The sequence below is a fragment of the Curtobacterium sp. MCBD17_003 genome (assembly GCF_003234885.2).
GTDB lineage: Bacteria > Actinomycetota > Actinomycetes > Actinomycetales > Microbacteriaceae > Curtobacterium.
On the sequence record NZ_CP126275.1, the window covers coordinates 2,883,611 to 2,900,239 of the forward strand.

A 16,629-nucleotide genomic window follows, 5' to 3' on the forward strand; every position below is an offset into this window, starting at 1 on the left:
TCGGGCGGCGCGTCCGGCCACGGGCAGCACGGCAGGCCAGACGGCGCGTCAGGCCGCGGGCGGCGTCAGGCCGCGTCCGGCGCGGACCGCTCGACGAGCCGGGCGACGGCCGCGATCGGGATGCCGATCCAGTCCGGACGGTTGCGCGCCTCGTACACGGCCTCGTAGACGGCCTTGTCGATCTCGAACGCGTCGAGCAGGGTCCGCTGGGCACGGATGTCCGTCCCGGACGCCGCGATGTACCCGTCCACGAAGGCGCGGCGCGCATCGTGCGCCCAGCCACTCGCGTCGGTCGGGTTGTCGCCGTGCTGCAGGGCGCCGGCGACGTAGTCGAACGAGCGGAGCATGCCCGCGACGTCCCGCAGTGTGACGTCGGGGCGTGACCGCTCGGGCATCGGCCGGAGCGGCTCGCCCTCGAAGTCGAGGAGCACCCAGCCGCGGTCGGGCGACGAGACCGCCTGCCCCAGGTGGAGGTCGCCGTGGATGCGCTGGAGCCGGGGCCATTCGAGACCCTCGGCGGCGTCGTAGATCCTGCGGATCGCGTCGGCGTGCTCGGCGACGGCGGGCACCTCGTCCGAGGCGACCTCGAGCCGCTGCCGCATCGACCCGACCGCCGAGGCGATCTCGTCGGCGCCGGCCGCGACCGTCGGGAGCTGCTCGGCGAGCACCGCGTGCACCTCGGCCGTCGCCTGCCCGAGACCGTGGGCCTGCTCGGTGAAGTCCACGCCGTCCTGCGCGGCCTGCAGCGCCACGCGCCAGGCGTCCTCGAGCCCCGGCAGGAACTCCTGCGCGAACGCGAGGTGCCCCGTCGCCGTGCCCTCGTCCCGCCCGACGTCCGGCCAGGTGCCCCGGAGCGCCCCGAACGACCTCGGCACGCGCGTCGAGCCACCTGCCGAGAGCGCGGCCTGGGAGGTCACGTCCGGGTTGTCGCCGTGGTGCAGGACCCGGAACACCTTGACGATGACCTGCCCGCCGCCACCGTCGACGTCGCAGATCACGGACGTGTTCGACTGTTCGCCGCGGAGCACCCGGACGGCGGTCACGGCGCCGATGTCGGCGAGGTGCTGCCCCTCCACGCTGGCGCCGTCGGCCTGCACGGTCGCGCCGCCGTCGATCGTCCCGAGCAGCCACCGTGCGTACGCGGCGTCGTGCGGCCCGTCGTAGAGCCACCGTTCGCCGTCCGTGGCGATGAGGACCTCGTCGAGCGCGTCGACCGGCTCGGTCCGCACGGTGAGCGGCACCTGGTAGAGCACGGGCGTGCTCGGGGCGTCGTCGATGACGAGCTGCGTGCTGACCCGGACGCCGTCGACCTCCCCCTCGAGGGCGGCGATGAGCCGGAGCGCGGGGTCGAGGCCCTTCGCGGCGTACCAGCGCTGCCCCGCCATCCAGGCGGCCACGACCTCGTGGGTCAGGGCGTCGACCCGGCGGTCGTCGCGCGGCTCCGAGGTCGATGTCGGGTCCGTCGCGGCGGTGGTCGGGGCTGCGTCGCTCATGCGCCGGAGCGTACGCCGGACGGACCGGCGCGGTTCCCTGGTCCGCGCCGGGAGGCCGTGGTCGGCTCCGGCTGGCCCGGGACGCGGGCAGCGCGGCAGGTCGGAGCCCGCGTGGGACACTGGCCCCGTGCCGCACTACCTCGAGGACCTCGCCGCCGGACAGACCTTCGTGACCCCGGGTCGCACGATCACCGAGGCGGACGTCGTGTCGTTCGCGTCGTGGACGAACGACAACAACCAGGTGCACACCGATGTCGAGTTCGCGAAGCAGACGCGGTACGGCCAGCGCATCGTCCACGGCATGCTCGGCGCGTCCCTGTGCCTGGGGCTGATCGCCCGCACCGGCGTGTTCGAGGGCTCCGCCGTCGCGCTCCTCGGCATCGACGGCTGGCGGTTCACCGCGCCCGTGTTCATCGGTGACACGCTCACCTGCACGGTCGAGATCCTGTCCACCCGTCGCACGAGCTCCGGCCGCACCGGCATCGTCGAGCGCACCGTGACCCTCCGGAACCAGCACGGCGAGGTCGTGCAGACCGGACGCATGGACGTCATGGTCCTCACCCGCGAGGCCGCCATCGAGTGACCTCCCGTCGGAGCGCGCGCGCCCGTCGCGCCTCTGCGATCATCGAGGTCGTGCCAGCTCTGCCGACGCCCGTCAGCACGGCCGTCCACGGCGTGGGCGGGGCCTCCCGGCCGCGGCGGCTCGCCCGCCTGCTCCGGATCAGGCGGCTCGCCCGCCTGATCCGGATCGCCCTGGAGGGACGGCACAGCGGGTGGACCGCCCCGCTCCTGCTGTGGGTCGGCTCCCGTGCGGTGAGCACCGTGCTGCTCGTCGGCGTGCTGCTCGTCGGGGCCGCCGCCGGACACGAGCCGGAGGGCCACGGCGGCGCCCACGGTCTGCTGGCGTTCTCCGGCTCCTGGGACGCGTGGTGGTACCAGACCGTCGCGGTGCACGGGTACCCGCGGTCCGTCCCCCTGGACCACCACGGGCACGTCGAGCCGAACGCGTGGGCGTTCCTCCCGGTGTTCCCCGCCGTCGTCCGTGTCGTCATGACCGTCACCGGGCTGTCCTTCTGGGGTGCGGGCGTCGTCGTCTCCCTGTTCAGCGGCGCCGGCGGCACGGTCGTGCTCTACCGGCTCGTCCGCGCCGTCGCCGGGTCCCGACGGGCCCGGCGCGCCACGGCCCTGTTCGTGTTCGGGCCGCTCGGGTTCCTGCTGCAGGTGCCCTACGCCGAGGCGCTGTCCCTGCTGCTCGTCGCGGGCGCGTTGCTCGCACTCGTGCAACGCCGGTACCCGCTCGTGGCCGCCCTGGGCGTGGTCGCCGCGTTCACCCGTCCGGGCGCCCTCGCGCTGTCCGTCGCGGTCGCCGTGCACCTCGTCGCCATCGAGGTCCGGGCCGGTCGATCGCGCACCCGGGGCCTGCCCGCCCGACGGTGGATCCACCGCGTCCCCTGGACCACGCGCCTCGGCCTCGCCGTCACCGGGATCGTGGTCGCGGTGGCCGGTCTGGCCTGGCCGTTCATCGCGAGCGCGGTCACCGGGCGGCCGGACACCTACCTCGACAGCGAGCTCGCCTGGTGGACCGGGTACGTCGGCCACGTCCACTTCGTGCCGATGACCCCGTGGTTCATGCTCGCCGGGCGGTGGCTCGGGAACGGCGGGTTCGTCCTGGTGATCGCCGTGATCGCCGCCGCGGTGTGGCTGCTCGTCCGGCGGAGCACGCGCGCGCTCGGGCCCGAGGTGGTCGGGTTCGTGGCCGCGTACGGGGTCTACCTCGTCGCGGTGTTCCTGCCACAGCAGAGCCTCGTGCGGCTGCTCATGCCCGCCGCGCCCGTGCTCGGGACCGACCTGTTCGTGCGGACGCGGCGGCGCACCGTCGTGCTCGCCGTCGTCGGCGTGGTGCTGCAGGCGATCGCGATCGTGCTCATCTGGTACATCGGGTTCCCCTGATCCGGCTCCCCGTTGTGGTGCGGCGCGTTCGCCGCCCTGTGCCGATGCGCCGACCCGCTTCGGCGGCCAGCGTTCCCCTACGCGTCGAAGGTGTGGAACCAGGCCGTGCCACCGGGGTGCTGCACGGTGAGCATCTCGTCGAGGTCGCGGTAGGGGCCGTCCTCGTTGTGGCTCGCCGACTTGATGAGCACCGTGCCGTCGGGCTTCGGGAACACCTCGGACACGATCGTCGTGTGGTCCGGTGACCCGTTGCCGTTCCAGTCCCACATGACGATGTCACCGACCCCGACCTTCGCGCGCTCGTCCAGCGTGCGCCGCGTGAGCCCGAAGGCGGCGGCGTTCGTCTGCAACCACAGGTCGAGCGACGGGCAGTAGGTCCAGGTGGCGGAGTGCACGGCCCCGGCGTCGTGGTTGTACCAGTCGTCGCGCTGCTGCCACCCGCGGGCGACGAGCGTCTGGCTGACGAAGTTCGCGCAGTCGCCGCCGATCGCGTTCATGTTGCCGTACTCCGCCAGGTTGTAGTTCGACCAGTGCGCCATCGCGTACTGGAGCTGACGGTCGACGGCGGTCAGCGCGGCGTACGTCAGCGTCGTCGTGGCGACGGGCGTTCCCGCGGTGGCTGCGGTGGGCGTCGGGGTCGAGGTCGCGCCGCTCGTGGCGGTGTCCCCGCTCACGCCGTCGTTGCTCGTGCTGCCGTTGCCGTCCGACGTCGTCACGTTCGCCGACGGCACCGGCTCCACCGCACGAGTGAACAGCGCCACCTCCGCGTGTCCCGGGGCGTACGAGGCCTGGTGCGGAGCCGTGAAGGTCACCCGCTCACCCGTCGCGTGGACGTCCCGTGCCGCGAGCCCGCCGACCGTCACGCCCGCGACCCGCGCCAGGCCGGACCCCGTGACGGTGACGGTGACCCCGCCGGCCAAGGGCACCTGCGCCGGCGACAGCGCACGTGCGACCGGGTGCGCCGCGCCCGTCGACGCGCTGCCCGTCGTGGGTCCGTGCGTCGCGGACCCCGAGGACCGATCGTCCGCCGTGCACGCCGCGAGCGCCAGGCCGACACCGGCGACACCCGCCAGCGAGAACAGGGAACGTCGGGTGAGCGCGGCGGGAGCAGTCATCGTCCGGACAGGGTAAGCGATACGTCCGAGGATGCGCCGGTGGCCCACCGTTCCCGAGATCTGGAACCCCGAGACGACCGGCGCCGCTCAGGACCGCGAACCGGTGACGTTCACCAGCCAGGTGACGCCGAAGCGGTCGGTCAGCATCCCGAACTCGTCACCCCACGGCGCGGCGGTCAACGGCGCGATGATCGTCGCCCCGTCGGCCAGACCGTCCCAGTAGCCGTGGAGCTCCTGCCCGTCGTCGCCGCTCAACGAGATGCTGATGCGGGACCCTGTCGGGGCCTCCATGCCGTTCGGCGTGTCCGAGGCCATGAGCAGGAGGCCGTGCGGGGTCACCAGGACGCTGTGCATCACCTTGTCCTGCTCGGTCAGGTCCTCACTCGCGTGCATCTCGCCGAACGTCGACAGCGTCAAGTCGCCGCCGAAGACGTCGCGGTAGAACTCCATCGCCTGGCGGGCCTCGTCACGGAAACCGATGTAGGGGTTGAGTGCGGTGGGCATCGTCGCTCCTCGCGTGCTGGCTGTGGAGCGGCGTGCGCCCCGTCGCGGTGCGCCCATGGTGCCAGAGGCCGCTGCGCACCACCACCATCGCCCGCAGCGCAGAACGAGCATGCCGAGACGACAGGTGCAGAACGACCACCCGCCGAGACGGCGAGAGGCCCGGATCCTGGTGGACCCGGGCCTCTCGCCGTGCGGTTCTCGGTGGAGCTAAGGGGATTCGAACCCCTGACCTTCTCATTGCGAACGAGACGCGCTACCAACTGCGCCATAGCCCCGAGTGCCCAGCAAGACTAGCACCGCAGCAGGCTCGATCCGAAATCGAGCCCGGCACGACATCGGTCCGGCCGGGCGACCGCATTCAGACCGCGCGGCGGCGGCGGAGGACCGCGTCGAGGTCCGTGCGCTCCCACGAGTCCTCGTCGATGATCCCCATACCCGCGTACTTGCTCGGCGGTGCCGACGGTGCAGCCGGTTCCGGCCGCCGGTCGTCCGCGGTCCGGGTGGCGGTGGTCGAGCCTCCCGGCTGTGGTCCACCAGCGGCCCCGTCCGCGGCGGGAGCGCGCAGCCCCATCCGCTCGGCCAGGGTCGTTGTCGGCGTCGCCTGGTCGTGCTCGGCGAGCGCGGCCGCAGCGGCCTCGACATCGGATCGGATCGGCGTGACCCGAGCGAGGTCGGGGTCGGTCGTGCCCGCGGCCACCGCAGCTGCCTCTGCTCGGCGTCGCGCTGCTTCCGCGTCCGCGGCCGCAGCGGCCTCGGCGACGCGCTCGCGGAGGCGTGCGGCGAGCGCCGCCGACGACTCCTCGGCCGCCTGGCGGGCTTCCGCACGGGCGCGCTCCACGTCCGGTCGCGACACGTAGAGCGGCTTGGGGATCTCCACGGGCGTCCAGCTCCGGTCCTCGGCGGCCGGTGCGGTCTCCGCTGTGCCAACGGCGGTGTCGATCGGAGCGGCGTTCCGTGCCCGTGCGGACCGGGCTCGCGGTGCGGGTGCCCGGGTCGCCGCGGCGACACCGGCGGCACGGCGCATCCGGGCACGGCCGACGGCGGCGAGCTGCGCGAGGACCGCCACCGCCCCCACGACCACGAGCGCGGCGGCGAGCGCCATGAGCCACATCGCCGGTGCGGCGACGAGCGTCACCACGGTGACCACGAGCCCGACGAAGCCGATGAGCGTCGCCCCCAGTCGAGAACGACGCATGCGGCGGGCGGTGAGCGCCGGCGACGCGGCGACCCGCTCGAGCTCGGGCTCCTGCTCCGCCAGGCGTCGCGTGATCTCACGCTGGCGTGCGGCCTCGTGTGCTCGGACGATGGCGCGGCGGCGGGCTTCTTCGCTCGCGGCCACACGCTGGGCCTCCGCCAGGGATCGGGCGTTCATCTCGATGCGGACCTCGTCCGGGAGTTCGGCGGTCTGTGCGAGGACCCGGAGCGTCTGCTGCAGACGCACCGCGTTGCGCTCCGTGGCGAGGTACTGCCGACGCGCGTGCCACGAGGGCATGAGGTAGACGAGCCACAGCACCGCCGCGATGAGGAGGACGATGCCTCCGCTCCAGGACCCGATGCTCACGGGGAACACGGTATGGGCGGGCCGCGCGCCGATCGGTCATTGCGCGTCGCGTGTTGAGCGAGTCGCGCCGGATTCGGGTTGTGGAGGACGAGTTCAGCCGCGGCGCGAGGTCGCGATCGGCATCGCGGCCTCCTCACGGGCCTGGTCGGGCACGCTGCCCTGGCCTGCGGGCACGGCGCCGCGCACCCAGCGGTCGAGGACGCCCTCGCGGACCTCCTCGGCCACGAGCGCGAAGCAGAAGTGGTCGCGCCAGTCACCGTTGATGTGGATGTACCGGCGTCGCAGGCCCTCGTACCGGAACCCGAGCTTCTCGACCACCCGGAGCGAGGGCGCGTTCTCCGGACGGATGCAGATCTCCACCCGGTGGATCCCGACGGAACGGAAGCAGTGGTCGGTCGCGAGCGCGACGGCGGTCGGGGTCACGTTGTGCCCCGCGGCGCTCTCGACCACCCAGTAACCGATCGACGCACTGGCGAGCGAGCCGTAGCTGATGCCCGACACGTTGAGCTGTCCGACGAACCGGCCGTCGAGCTCCATGGCGAAGGGCAGGCCGAGCCCTGCACGCGCGTTCGCCTGCAGGGCCCGGATGCTCCCCCGGACGTCCGCCGACACGAGTCCCGACGGGTTCGTGGCCTCCCAGGTCCGCAACCAGCTCCGGTTCATCGACAGGGCCATGTCGAGGTCACGGGTGTCACGGAGGCGCAGCGGGCGGATGGTGATCCGACCGTGCGTCAGGGTGGGGATGGTCGTCATCGGGGGATCGCGTTCCTGGTTCGGGTGTCCCGGACGGGACGGCTACTCGCCCGCGTTGAACTCCTTGAGCCATTCCTTGAGCTCGGGGCCGAGGTCGTCGCGGTCGGAGGCGAGCTGGACGATCGCCTTGATGTAGTCGAGTTTGTCACCCGTGTCGTACCGGCGTCCACGGAACACGACGCCGTACACGCCACCCGTCCACTCCTCGGCGCCGGCCATCTTCATGAGCGCGTCCGTGAGCTGGATCTCGCCGCCCTTGCCCGGCTCCTGCTTCTCGAGGACGTCGAACACCTCGGGGCGGATCACGTAGCGACCGATGATCGCGAGGTTGGAGGGGGCCTCCCCCTGGGCGGGCTTCTCGACGAGACCGGTGATCTTGACGACGTCGTCCTCGTCGGTCTCCTCGACGGTCGCGATGCCGTACATGTGTGTCTGGGACGCCGGGACCTCGAGCAGGGCGACGACGGTCGCGTTCTTCTCGTCCTGCACCTCGATCATGCGCTTGAGCAGCGGATCACGAGCGTCGATGATGTCGTCGCCGAGGAGCACGGCGAACGGCTCGCGGCCGACGTGCATCTTGGCGCGGAGCACGGCGTGGCCGAGGCCCAGCGGGTCGCCCTGGCGCACGTAGTGCATGTCGGCGAGGTCCGTCGACTGGTTCACCTTGGCGAGCTTGTCGTGGTCGCCCTTCTTGCGGAGGGTCTCCTCGAGCTCCGACACGTGGTCGAAGTGGTTCTCGAGCGCGTTCTTGTTGCGACCGGTGATCATGAGGACGTCATGGAGGCCCGCGTCGACGGCTTCCTCGACCACGTACTGGATCGCGGGCTTGTCGACGACCGGGAGCATCTCCTTCGGCATCGCCTTGGTCGCGGGGAGGAACCGCGTCCCCAGCCCTGCGGCCGGGATCACTGCTTTGGAAATCTGGAAACCCATGGCGACGAGCGTATCCGCTGCCCCCACGACGCGGGCGTTAACGGATGGGGGACCGTGTGGAGGACACATGGCCACGCGGGGACGAGCCGTTAAGCTCGTGGCCATGAGCGCCGAGAGCGACATCGGGAACGCCAAACGAGCCCTCCGTGCCGAGCTGCGGCAACGTCGCCGCATGCACACCGCGTCGGAGCGGAGCGCGTTCACCACGGACCTCACCGCCACGCTCCAGCGCTTCGTGGAGGAGCGGGCGATCTCCTCGCTGTCGGCCTACCTCCCGTCGTCCGACGAGCCCAACGTCCGCCCGTTCCTCAACTGGGCGTTCGATGCGGGCATCCGCACGCTGTTCCCGATCGCCCGGGACGACGGCCTGCTGGACTGGGCCGTGGGGGACGGCGAGACCGAGCACCAGGGTCTGGCGGGCGTCCCCGAGGTCGTCGGCGAGGTGCTCTCGCCGATCGCGATCAACGACGTCGACGTCATCCTCGCGCCCGCGGCCGCCGTGGACCGAGCCGGCATGCGGATGGGCTGGGGGCGCGGCTACTACGACAAGACCCTCGGATCCATGGCCAAGCGTCCGCCCGTCTATGCTGTGGTGTTCGACGCGGAGTACGTGGACGAGGTCCCTCGCGAGCGCCACGACCAGCCCGTCGACGGCATCATCACCCCATCGCGCATCCTCACCTTCCGGAGCTGACGTGCCCACCTACTCCTACCGCTGCACCGAGTGCGGTACCGCCTTCGACGTCAAGCAGTCCTTCTCGGACGCGGCCCTGACCGAGTGCCCGACCTGCGGCGGCGTGCTCCGCAAGGTGTTCAGCCCCGTCGGAGTGACGTTCAACGGGTCCGGCTTCTACCGCACGGACTCCCGGTCGCCGTCCGGGGCATCGGGGACGAAGTCCGAGTCCGGTGGCGGATCGACGCCGAGCGAGTCGTCGTCGTCGAGTTCGAACTCGTCGAGTTCATCCGGTTCGACCTCGTCGAGTTCATCCGGTTCGTCCTCCACAGGCTCGTCCTCGCCGTCGTCGTCCTCATCCGGGAGCTCCAGCGCGGCCTGAGTCGTGCTCCGTCGGTAGCGTGATCCGTGCCGGTCGACTGGACGCCCGGCCGGTCCCCGTGGCGCGGGCCGACACCTGGACACGAGGGGGTCCCGTGAAGGGCTTCAGGGAGTTCCTGCTCCGCGGCAACGTCATCGACCTCGCAGTCGCCGTCGTCATCGGCGCCGCGTTCACCGCGATCGTCAACACGATCGTCACGGCGGTGATCAACCCGGCGGTCGGGGCGCTGTTCAACGCGTCGAGCCTCGAGCACACCTGGGTCCTCACGATCCCCGGAGTCGGCGGGGCGCACGCCGAGCTCCACTTCGGTTCCGTGCTCGGCGCCGTGATCCAGTTCGTCATCGTGGCCGCGGTCGTCTACTTCGCGCTCGTGCTGCCGGTCAACCGCCTGAGGAAGCTCGCGTTCAAGCGCGTCGAGAACGACGTCGAGCAGCCGCCGGCGGACGTCCCGCCGACCGACGTCGAGGTCCTCCTCGAGATCCGCGACCTGCTCCGACAGCAGCAGGGGATCACCGGTCAGGCCGCGGGCGCGCACGTCGCCCCCACCGACGCGCCGACGGGACCGGGCATCAGCGGCACGACGAAGCTCTGAGACCCGGCCGATCGCTCGCCACCCAGGTGCCGGAGGCACCGCCGCTATCCTGAGTGGATGGGCGACCGGCGGGTTCGCCACGACGGCGAACGAGAGGCCCGACGCCATGGCGGACACCAGTGGGAGGCGAGCCCGTCCGGACTGGCAGACCTGGCCGAACCTGCTGACGCTCGTCCGGTTCGTCCTCATCCCCGTGTACGTCGGACTGGTCGTCGCGGGACACCCCGGGTGGGGCCTCGTGTCGCTGGTCGGACTCGGGGTCACCGACTGGGCGGACGGCTTCATCGCCCGCCGATTCCACCAGGAGTCCGCACTCGGCAAGGCGCTGGATCCCGTGGCGGACCGCTTGTCGATCGTCGCGATCGTCTTGTCGCTGGTCCTCGTCGGGCTCCTGCCGTGGGTCGTCGTCGCCGTGGTGGTGGTCGTGGACCTGGTGCTCGTCGCGATGTCGAGCGCGTTGTTCCGCGGGTCGCCAGACCTCGACGTGACCTGGACGGGCAAGATCCGCTCGGCGCTGCTGTTCGTCGGGCTGCCCGTGCTGCTGTTCTCGTCGACGTCGGTCGCCGAACACCTCACGTGGGTGCGCGTCGTCGCCCTCGTGTGCATCGTCCTCGGCACGGTCGGGCACGTGCTCGCCGGCGCCCAGTACGCCGCTGCCATGGTGCGGAAGCGCCGCGGCGACGCCGTCCCCGCTCGCTGAGGTCGGCACCGCGCGGACGGCAGTCTCCTCGCGCTGCCGAGCGCTGCCACCCTTTCCCGATCGACGCGTCACCCCTGGATACCTGAGCCGCACAGTTCCATCCCCCGACTTCCGCCGCCGACACGACCGTTGTCGGGCGACGCGTTGAACGTCGTCCCGGTCCGACGGCGGGCGTGCGAGGGCGGAGCCGGGAGGCGGCAGGGCTCACGGGAGGCGGGAGGGCCGCCTCAGCCCCAGTGCGGCGGCCGATCGCCCAGCAGCCGCGCGTCGTTCTCCCCCGCGCCGTGCCGCTCCGGCTCGGGCGCGGGGTTCGGGTCCGTTCCCGGCGCCGGAGCGGTCGTGACCCGGCGGCGGCGAGTGGGGCCTCCCGGCCGTCGGTCATGAGCGGCCGTGGCGCCGTCAGACGTGCGGTCCTGTGCGCCCGTCGTCCGCCCGGCGGACGGGTCGCCCGCGGGACCAACGGCGGACGGGTCGCCCGCGGGACCAACGGCGGACGGGTCGCCCGCGGGGCCAGCGGCGACGGCCTCCGCCCCCGTGGCGGAACGGACGTCAGCGTGGGCCGCCCAGCTCCCGCGGAGCTGTTCCGTCCCTGGGGTGACCGGTCCGGCCGGTCGGGAGGCGCGCCTCCCGGTCATCGGGACCAGCCGGCGGTCGCTGGCCAGCCCGCGGTCACTGCCGGGCCGGGACCGGCGGGATCGCGATCTCCTGCGTCGCACCACGGTCGACGCCGAGCACTTGCGCGACCGTCGTGGCGACGCGGTCCGGGTCGGAGAAGAGCTGGAAGGCGTGGACGCGCACGTAGTGCCAGCCGAGCCGTCGGAGCACCTCGGGCCGGAGGCGCAGCGACTCGCGCAGGGAGCCCTTGGCGAGCGACGCGTCGGTCTCGATCGTCACGCAGACCCCGCCGTGCGCGGCGACGAGGCCGAGCTTGCCGCGGTGTCCGAGCGCCACGGGGATGCCGCGCATCTCGAGCCGGCGGGCGAGGTCGACGAGCAGCGGGTCGCTGTCGTCGGGCACGTACTCCATGCTCGTGCGGGCCCGGACCTCCGCGAGGATCTCGGCGAGCGCGACGGTGCCGTGACCCATGCGCTCGGCCTCGATGTCGGACGGCTGGAAGCACGTGACGATGATCATCGACCGGCGGGCGCGGGTCATCGCGACGGCGAGCAGGCGTTCGCCGCCGGGCTTGCCGAGCGGACCGAAGTCGCGGAGGACGCGGCCGTGGGGCGTGCGGCCGTAGCCGATCGAGAACACGACGCGGTCGCGGCTCTGGGCGACGGACTGCTCGAGCGTCACCACCATGAACGGCTCGGGGCGGTCGCCGATCACGAACTCGGTGAGGTCCTTGTGGCCCTGCACGGCGGCGAGGACGGCCTGCTCGACACGAACGGCGTGCTTGGCGGACGCGGTGATGACCATGAGCGACTCGGTCGGCCGGTTCTTGGCGTGGTCGAGGACGAGCCGCACGACACGGTCGACCTCGGCGTCGACGCTCTCGACGGCGCCGGACTCGGGGTCCGGCACGGCCTTGCCCTCGGCGACGTAGTCGATCGCGATCGAGCCGTGGCCGAGGAACGAACCCGCCCACGGCAGGGACTCGATGCGGCCCCCGTAGAAGCGCCGGTTCACGAGCTCCGCGAGGTCCTCGCCGCCGGCGCGGTACGAGCGGGTGAGCGACAGGGTCGGCAGGAGCGTCGAGAGCTTCGCCAGCGCGGAGTCGGCGTGCAGCGAGTCGAGCGTCTGCTCGTCGACGCGGAGCGCCCGGTGGTCCGGGTCGACCGCGATGCGGAACGGGGACGGCGTCTGGGTGACCGGGTCGCCGAAGACCACGGTCTGCTTGGCGCGGCGGATCGCCCCGACGGTCTCGGCGATCGTCACGGCACCGGCGTCGACGAGGATCACGGTGTCGAACGGCATCGTGTCGGCGATCTGCGGGACCTCGTACGGCGACGCGAGCCACACGGGCGCGATGGCGCGGGACAGGTGCGGTGCGGAGTCCTGCAGCAGTCGCGACGTGATCGCGGGCTGCCGGAGCTGCGCCTTGAGCTGCGCGGCCTCGTCCGGCCAGTCGACCAGGCCGACCTTCCAGTTCTCGGCGAGCTGCCACGCCAGGCCCTGGGACACCCCGGCGGCGTGGGCGTCGTCGACGAGCCGGAAGTCCGCCTCGACGCGGTCGAGCATGTCGGTGTTCGCCCCGAGCAGGGCGCGGTCGCCCTCGAGCAGCATCTCGAGGCAGGACTGCCACCACGCGAGCTCGAGCTCGGCCGGCACCTGGGACTCGGGCACGTGGCGGTTCGCCAGGTCGGTGATGAGCGGCTCGAGCTGCAGGTCGCGCAGGGTCGTCATGAGCTCGGTGCGCTCCTGCAGGTTGTGCAGGACGTCGCTCTCGGCCGCGAGCTCGCCGATGTCCGCGACGAGCTGGTCGATCGGCAGGTTGGCGAGCTGCCGCTCACGGGACGTGTTGCCGAGCGGCTCGTCGAGACGCGCGAGGTCCTCGGCGACGTTCGAGTAGAGCACCTGGACGTCGGCGATGCCGGTGGGGATCTCCGGGGCGACGCCGGCCGCCACGTACCGCTGCCACAGGACCCGCTGCTGCTGGACCCGCGTCAGGGCCTCGTGCAGGTCGGACACGTGCACGCCCGGACGGACGTACTCGCGGGCGAGCTTCTTGAGGCGACGGCGGTTCGTCGCCGACATCGGGGCACCCTCGCCCCGCGGGGCCGTCGCCGCGACGAGCTCGGACACGGAGCGATCGAACACGACAGGCAGGAAGCGGTCGAGGGTGTCGCGGATCTCGGTGAGGAGCCGCAGGTACACGCCGAGTTCACCGATCGTCGTGAACGGCCGCATGTGGGTCGAGCCGATGAGGTCGTTCGCGCGCTGCAGCAGCGTCGGCAGCTCGGTGGCGTGCAGGCCCTGCGCGGTCTGGTGCGCCTTGTGCGCGGCGGCGCTGGACGCGAACCGGGCGCCGTACCAGGGCGAGTCGTCCGGCCCGTACTTGAACTCGCCGAGGTTCGCGGCACTCACCATCGTCTCGGCGACGCGGGCGCGACCGTCGACCATGGCCTCCACGGACGACCGCGACAGGCGCGCGGTCGTGGCGGGCGGGACCGGGAGGAGCGACAGGCGGGACAGCTCGACCAGACAGTCGAGCACGGAGACACCGAACGCCGGGTCGACGCGGCCGAGTGCGCCGCGGTAGTCGAGCAGGACCTTGCGGAGCCGGACGAGCGCGTCGTCGACCTCGCGGAGGTTCGGCTTCGTCGACTTCTCGTTGCGGCCGATCGCGCGGATGAGGTCGCGCCGGAGGGTCGCGGGGGTGACGGCGACGCCGGGCAGCTGGACCTCGACGAACCGGCTGGCGATGCCGCGCAGGGTCGCGCGCCGCGGGCTGACGACGAGCACGCGCTTGTTCGCGGCGACGAGGCCACCGAGGGCGTTGACGATCGTCTGGGTGCCACCCGTGCCGGGCAGGGTCTTGACCACGATGGAGTTGCCCGCCGTGATCTGCGCGATCACGTTCTCCTGCTCGTCGTCGGCGTCGAGCAGGAGCGTGTCGGTCTCGGGGCTGCGCTCGTCGGACGGCGTCTGCTCGACCGGCCGGTAGGACTGCTCGACCTGCCACTTGGCGCTCGGGTTGCCGGCGAGGGCGTCGAGCACCGGGTGCGAGAGGTCGCGGGTGTCCTCGACCATGCTCGACGCGACCTCGGCGAACGTCGACACGACGAGGCGCGGGTGCACGCTGAAGTGCGGCAGGTGCGCGGTGAGGCCGCGGAGGCGGTCGATGACCGGGTTCGGCGTGAACGAGCCGTCCTGCTGGGCGAGCGCGACGAAGGCCTCGGCGTCGAGCACGATCCCGAACTGGTCGCGCAGGGCGTCGGCGAGCGCCGGGTTGAGGACGGGCTGGCCGAGCAGTCGGACCTCGAAGTCACGCCCGTGGCGGCGGATGGCGAGCGGCCGGAGGAGGACCGGCCCGCGGTGGTCGACGTCGGCGTGCCGCCAGTCCACCATGCCGATGCCGAGCTCGACCGCGTCGATCCCGCGCACCGTGGCGAGCTCGGTGCCCTTCTCCTCGACGAACCCGGCGGCGATGCGGGCGGCGCGGAACGCGACCTCGTCGCGGATGAGGCTCGACAGCAGGGTCGTCTTGCCGGTGATGAACTGTGCCAGACCACCCGGGTGGGTCGTGCTGAGCTCGATGCGAGCCCGGGGGTGATCCGAGAAGTGGATGAGGGGGGACGTGCCACCGACACCGGAGAGCTGCTCGCGCCAGGCGTCCCACACGGGCTCGGCCGCGTTCCCCGCCGTGAGTCGCGGGTCCCCGAGGCTCAGCTGCTGTGGGCTCGTCACCTGCTCGGGCGCGCGCAGGTCATCGGCGCGGACGTCGTCATCCACGTCGTCCTCGCGCTCTGCAGTCCTGTCGACACGCCACACACCGATACTGTAGGCGGCCCGCCGAGCCCCGACCGTCAATGAACGCCGATTTCGACACATCCGAGCGTGATCACGCGACCCTCCACAGCAGCCCCCGCGGCCCCTGGCGCGCGGGGGTGGGTGTGGTACCAACGACGCATGGCCATCGACGACCGTCCGCGCACCTCCACCTCCGAACGCCGTGCCGTCCCGGCCGAGATCAGCCGGTCCTGGCTCCTGGTCGCCGCGACCGCCGAGCACGGCTTCGACCGCGCCGCGCGGTCCCGGGCCGACCAGGTCGTGCTCGACATCGAGGACGCGGTCGACCCGAAGCGCAAGCCGGAGGCCCGCGCCACCGTCGCCGCGTGGCTCGCGGGCGGCGGATCGGCATGGGTGCGCATCAACGACGTCACGACGCCGTTCTGGGCGGACGACGTCGAGGCGCTCCGCGGCCTGCCCGGACTGCGGGGCGTGGTCCTCGCCAAGACGGAGGCCGCGGAACAGGTCACCGACACCTGGCACCGCCTCGGGGGCACCCACCCCGTGGTCGCGCTCGTCGAGTCGGCCCTCGGGATCGAGGAGTCCACGGCGATCGCCCGCGCGAAGGGCGCGTTCCGCCTGGCGTTCGGGAGCGGTGACTACCGCCGCGACACCGGTACCTCCGCCGACACCCTGGCCATGGCCTACCCGCGATCCCGGCTCGTGGTCGCGTCACGCGTCGGGGACCTGCCCGGCCCCATCGACGGCCCGACGGTCGGCACGAGTCACCCGATCCTCCGGGAGCAGGCGCAGGTCGCGGTGGCGCTCGGCCTCACCGGCAAGCTGTGCCTCGACACCGACCAGCTGCCCGTGATCAACGAGGTCATCTCGCCCACGCCGGCCGACGTCGCCTGGGCCCGCGACTTCCTCGACGACTTCGAGGCGCGCGACCGCGTGGTCCGGGACGGCAGCGACCTGCCCCGGCTCGGGCGCGCACAGAAGATCGAACGCCTGGCGCAGGCCTTCGGGGTGGAACCCCGATGACCGGGGGGACGGACGGCGGCGCGCCGGACGGCAGCCGGGCCTCCCGGCCGCACATGGAGACGCAGGCCGAACGGGAGGCCCGGATCGCGTGGGAGCAGGGCGGCACCTCGCTCATCCCACCGGTCGGGCGCATCGCCGACCGGGTGGTGACGGTCCTGTTGCTGGCCGCGACCGGCGTCATGACCATCGTGACCGCCGTGATCGCGCTCGTCGCGGTCCTGGCCTCGGCACCGCGATGCCACCCCGCGAGCGGGTGCTCGACCGGAGCGCTCGTCGGCGGCGGCGCGCTCGCGGCCGGCGGTGCGTTCGTCGTCGGGGTTGCGGCGCTCGTCCTGGCGGTGTGGGCCTGGATCCGTCGGCGGAGCTCGTGGTGGATCGCCGCGATCGGCTTCGTGGTGGCCGTCGGATGCGTCGTCGGCGGCGGGGTCCTGTCCGCGTCGGCACTCGGCGACCTCGGCGGCACGACCCCTGCCGGTGACTCTCCGTGGCCCGGCGGGAGCGGGACCTGACAACCCCCAGGACCGCGAGGGGCCGGAT

Annotated in this window: 15 protein-coding genes, 1 tRNA gene and 1 pseudogene; 8 read left to right on the plus strand and 9 right to left on the minus strand. The window is 72.5% G+C overall.

Going from position 1 to position 16,629, the window contains the following annotated elements:
- Positions 1 to 65: 65 nt before the first annotated feature.
- Positions 66 to 1,493, minus strand: coding sequence for a maltokinase N-terminal cap-like domain-containing protein (locus DEI88_RS13560; RefSeq protein WP_181441274.1), 1,428 nt, complete (start codon positions 1,491 to 1,493; stop codon positions 66 to 68).
- 127 nt (positions 1,494 to 1,620) lie between these two features.
- Here DEI88_RS13560 and DEI88_RS13565 point away from each other — a divergent pair, with 127 nt between their 5' ends.
- Both DEI88_RS13565 and DEI88_RS13570 read left to right on the plus strand, forming a co-directional pair.
- On the plus strand, positions 1,621 to 2,076 hold the full coding sequence (locus DEI88_RS13565) for a MaoC/PaaZ C-terminal domain-containing protein (protein WP_258368596.1): 456 nt from the start codon (positions 1,621 to 1,623) through the stop codon (positions 2,074 to 2,076).
- A gap of 50 nt (positions 2,077 to 2,126) precedes the next feature.
- Positions 2,127 to 3,443, plus strand: a complete 1,317-nt coding sequence (locus DEI88_RS13570) for a hypothetical protein (RefSeq protein WP_258375149.1) — start codon at positions 2,127 to 2,129, stop codon at positions 3,441 to 3,443.
- 77 nt (positions 3,444 to 3,520) lie between these two features.
- Here DEI88_RS13570 and DEI88_RS13575 read toward each other — a convergent pair whose 3' ends face one another.
- From DEI88_RS13575 to galU, 6 genes are all read right to left on the minus strand, one after another.
- Entirely contained in the window at positions 3,521 to 4,558 is a 1,038-nt protein-coding gene (locus DEI88_RS13575) for an amidase domain-containing protein (RefSeq protein WP_111072540.1), read from the minus strand.
- Between the two features lie 87 nt (positions 4,559 to 4,645).
- Positions 4,646 to 5,062, minus strand: a complete 417-nt coding sequence (locus DEI88_RS13580) for a VOC family protein (RefSeq protein WP_111072541.1) — start codon at positions 5,060 to 5,062, stop codon at positions 4,646 to 4,648.
- Positions 5,063 to 5,264: 202 nt separating this feature from the next.
- Positions 5,265 to 5,337 (minus strand) — tRNA-Ala (locus tag DEI88_RS13585).
- A gap of 83 nt (positions 5,338 to 5,420) precedes the next feature.
- On the minus strand, positions 5,421 to 6,623 hold the full coding sequence (locus tag DEI88_RS13590; protein ID WP_146246101.1) for a DUF3040 domain-containing protein: 1,203 nt from the start codon (positions 6,621 to 6,623) through the stop codon (positions 5,421 to 5,423).
- Between the two features lie 93 nt (positions 6,624 to 6,716).
- Positions 6,717 to 7,376 (minus strand): GNAT family N-acetyltransferase, encoded by a 660-nt coding sequence (locus tag DEI88_RS13595; RefSeq protein WP_111010436.1) that lies wholly within the window; start codon positions 7,374 to 7,376, stop codon positions 6,717 to 6,719.
- A 42-nt stretch (positions 7,377 to 7,418) separates the two neighbouring features.
- Positions 7,419 to 8,309 carry a UTP--glucose-1-phosphate uridylyltransferase GalU gene (galU, locus tag DEI88_RS13600; RefSeq protein ID WP_111010437.1) on the minus strand — a complete coding sequence of 297 codons (891 nt, stop codon included), beginning with the start codon at positions 8,307 to 8,309 and terminating at the stop codon, positions 7,419 to 7,421.
- Between the two features lie 103 nt (positions 8,310 to 8,412).
- On the opposite strand from galU, the gene DEI88_RS13605 reads away from it, so the two are divergent.
- Positions 8,413 to 9,003 carry a 5-formyltetrahydrofolate cyclo-ligase gene (locus DEI88_RS13605; protein ID WP_111010538.1) on the plus strand — a complete coding sequence of 197 codons (591 nt, stop codon included), beginning with the start codon at positions 8,413 to 8,415 and terminating at the stop codon, positions 9,001 to 9,003.
- Position 9,004: 1 nt separating this feature from the next.
- A pseudogene (locus tag DEI88_RS16465) lies at positions 9,005 to 9,097 on the plus strand (FmdB family zinc ribbon protein); the annotation flags it as partial.
- Between the two features lie 62 nt (positions 9,098 to 9,159).
- Here DEI88_RS16465 and DEI88_RS16400 read toward each other — a convergent pair.
- Complete coding sequence (locus DEI88_RS16400) at positions 9,160 to 9,312, minus strand: hypothetical protein (protein ID WP_349775213.1); 153 nt, start codon at positions 9,310 to 9,312, stop codon at positions 9,160 to 9,162.
- Positions 9,313 to 9,458: 146 nt separating this feature from the next.
- Here DEI88_RS16400 and mscL point away from each other — a divergent pair, with 146 nt between their 5' ends.
- The gene (gene mscL, locus DEI88_RS13615; RefSeq protein WP_111010439.1) at positions 9,459 to 9,956 is read left to right on the plus strand and encodes a large conductance mechanosensitive channel protein MscL; all 498 of its coding nucleotides are present in this window, start codon (positions 9,459 to 9,461) and stop codon (positions 9,954 to 9,956) included.
- Between the two features lie 106 nt (positions 9,957 to 10,062).
- Complete coding sequence (locus DEI88_RS13620; protein ID WP_111013153.1) at positions 10,063 to 10,656, plus strand: CDP-alcohol phosphatidyltransferase family protein; 594 nt, start codon at positions 10,063 to 10,065, stop codon at positions 10,654 to 10,656.
- Positions 10,657 to 11,325: 669 nt separating this feature from the next.
- Here DEI88_RS13620 and DEI88_RS13625 read toward each other — a convergent pair.
- Positions 11,326 to 15,150, minus strand: a complete 3,825-nt coding sequence (locus DEI88_RS13625; RefSeq protein WP_111013152.1) for an ATP-binding protein — start codon at positions 15,148 to 15,150, stop codon at positions 11,326 to 11,328.
- 78 nt (positions 15,151 to 15,228) lie between these two features.
- On the opposite strand from DEI88_RS13625, the gene DEI88_RS13630 reads away from it, so the two are divergent.
- The gene (locus DEI88_RS13630) at positions 15,229 to 16,092 is read left to right on the plus strand and encodes an HpcH/HpaI aldolase/citrate lyase family protein (RefSeq protein WP_111036696.1); all 864 of its coding nucleotides are present in this window, start codon (positions 15,229 to 15,231) and stop codon (positions 16,090 to 16,092) included.
- Entirely contained in the window at positions 16,089 to 16,601 is a 513-nt protein-coding gene (locus DEI88_RS13635; protein ID WP_111010443.1) for a DUF6264 family protein, read from the plus strand. Before DEI88_RS13630 ends, DEI88_RS13635 begins: the two co-directional genes overlap by 4 nt.
- Positions 16,602 to 16,629 lie beyond the last annotated feature (28 nt).

Excerpts from the sequence above, each read along its gene's own strand:
- galU (WP_111010437.1), bottom strand. The coding sequence starts at position 8,309 with ATGGGTTTCCAGATTTCCAAAGCAGTGATCCCGGCCGCAGGGCTGGGG.
- DEI88_RS13625 (WP_111013152.1), bottom strand. The coding sequence starts at position 15,150 with ATGTGTCGAAATCGGCGTTCATTGACGGTCGGGGCTCGGCGGGCCGCC.
- DEI88_RS13605 (WP_111010538.1), top strand. The coding sequence starts at position 8,413 with ATGAGCGCCGAGAGCGACATCGGGAACGCCAAACGAGCCCTCCGTGCC.
- DEI88_RS13575 (WP_111072540.1), bottom strand. The coding sequence starts at position 4,558 with ATGACTGCTCCCGCCGCGCTCACCCGACGTTCCCTGTTCTCGCTGGCG.
- DEI88_RS13595 (WP_111010436.1), bottom strand. The coding sequence starts at position 7,376 with ATGACGACCATCCCCACCCTGACGCACGGTCGGATCACCATCCGCCCG.
- DEI88_RS13630 (WP_111036696.1), top strand. The coding sequence starts at position 15,229 with ATGGCCATCGACGACCGTCCGCGCACCTCCACCTCCGAACGCCGTGCC.
- DEI88_RS13560 (WP_181441274.1), bottom strand. The coding sequence starts at position 1,493 with ATGAGCGACGCAGCCCCGACCACCGCCGCGACGGACCCGACATCGACC.
- DEI88_RS13620 (WP_111013153.1), top strand. The coding sequence starts at position 10,063 with ATGGCGGACACCAGTGGGAGGCGAGCCCGTCCGGACTGGCAGACCTGG.
- DEI88_RS13635 (WP_111010443.1), top strand. The coding sequence starts at position 16,089 with ATGACCGGGGGGACGGACGGCGGCGCGCCGGACGGCAGCCGGGCCTCC.
- DEI88_RS13580 (WP_111072541.1), bottom strand. The coding sequence starts at position 5,062 with ATGCCCACCGCACTCAACCCCTACATCGGTTTCCGTGACGAGGCCCGC.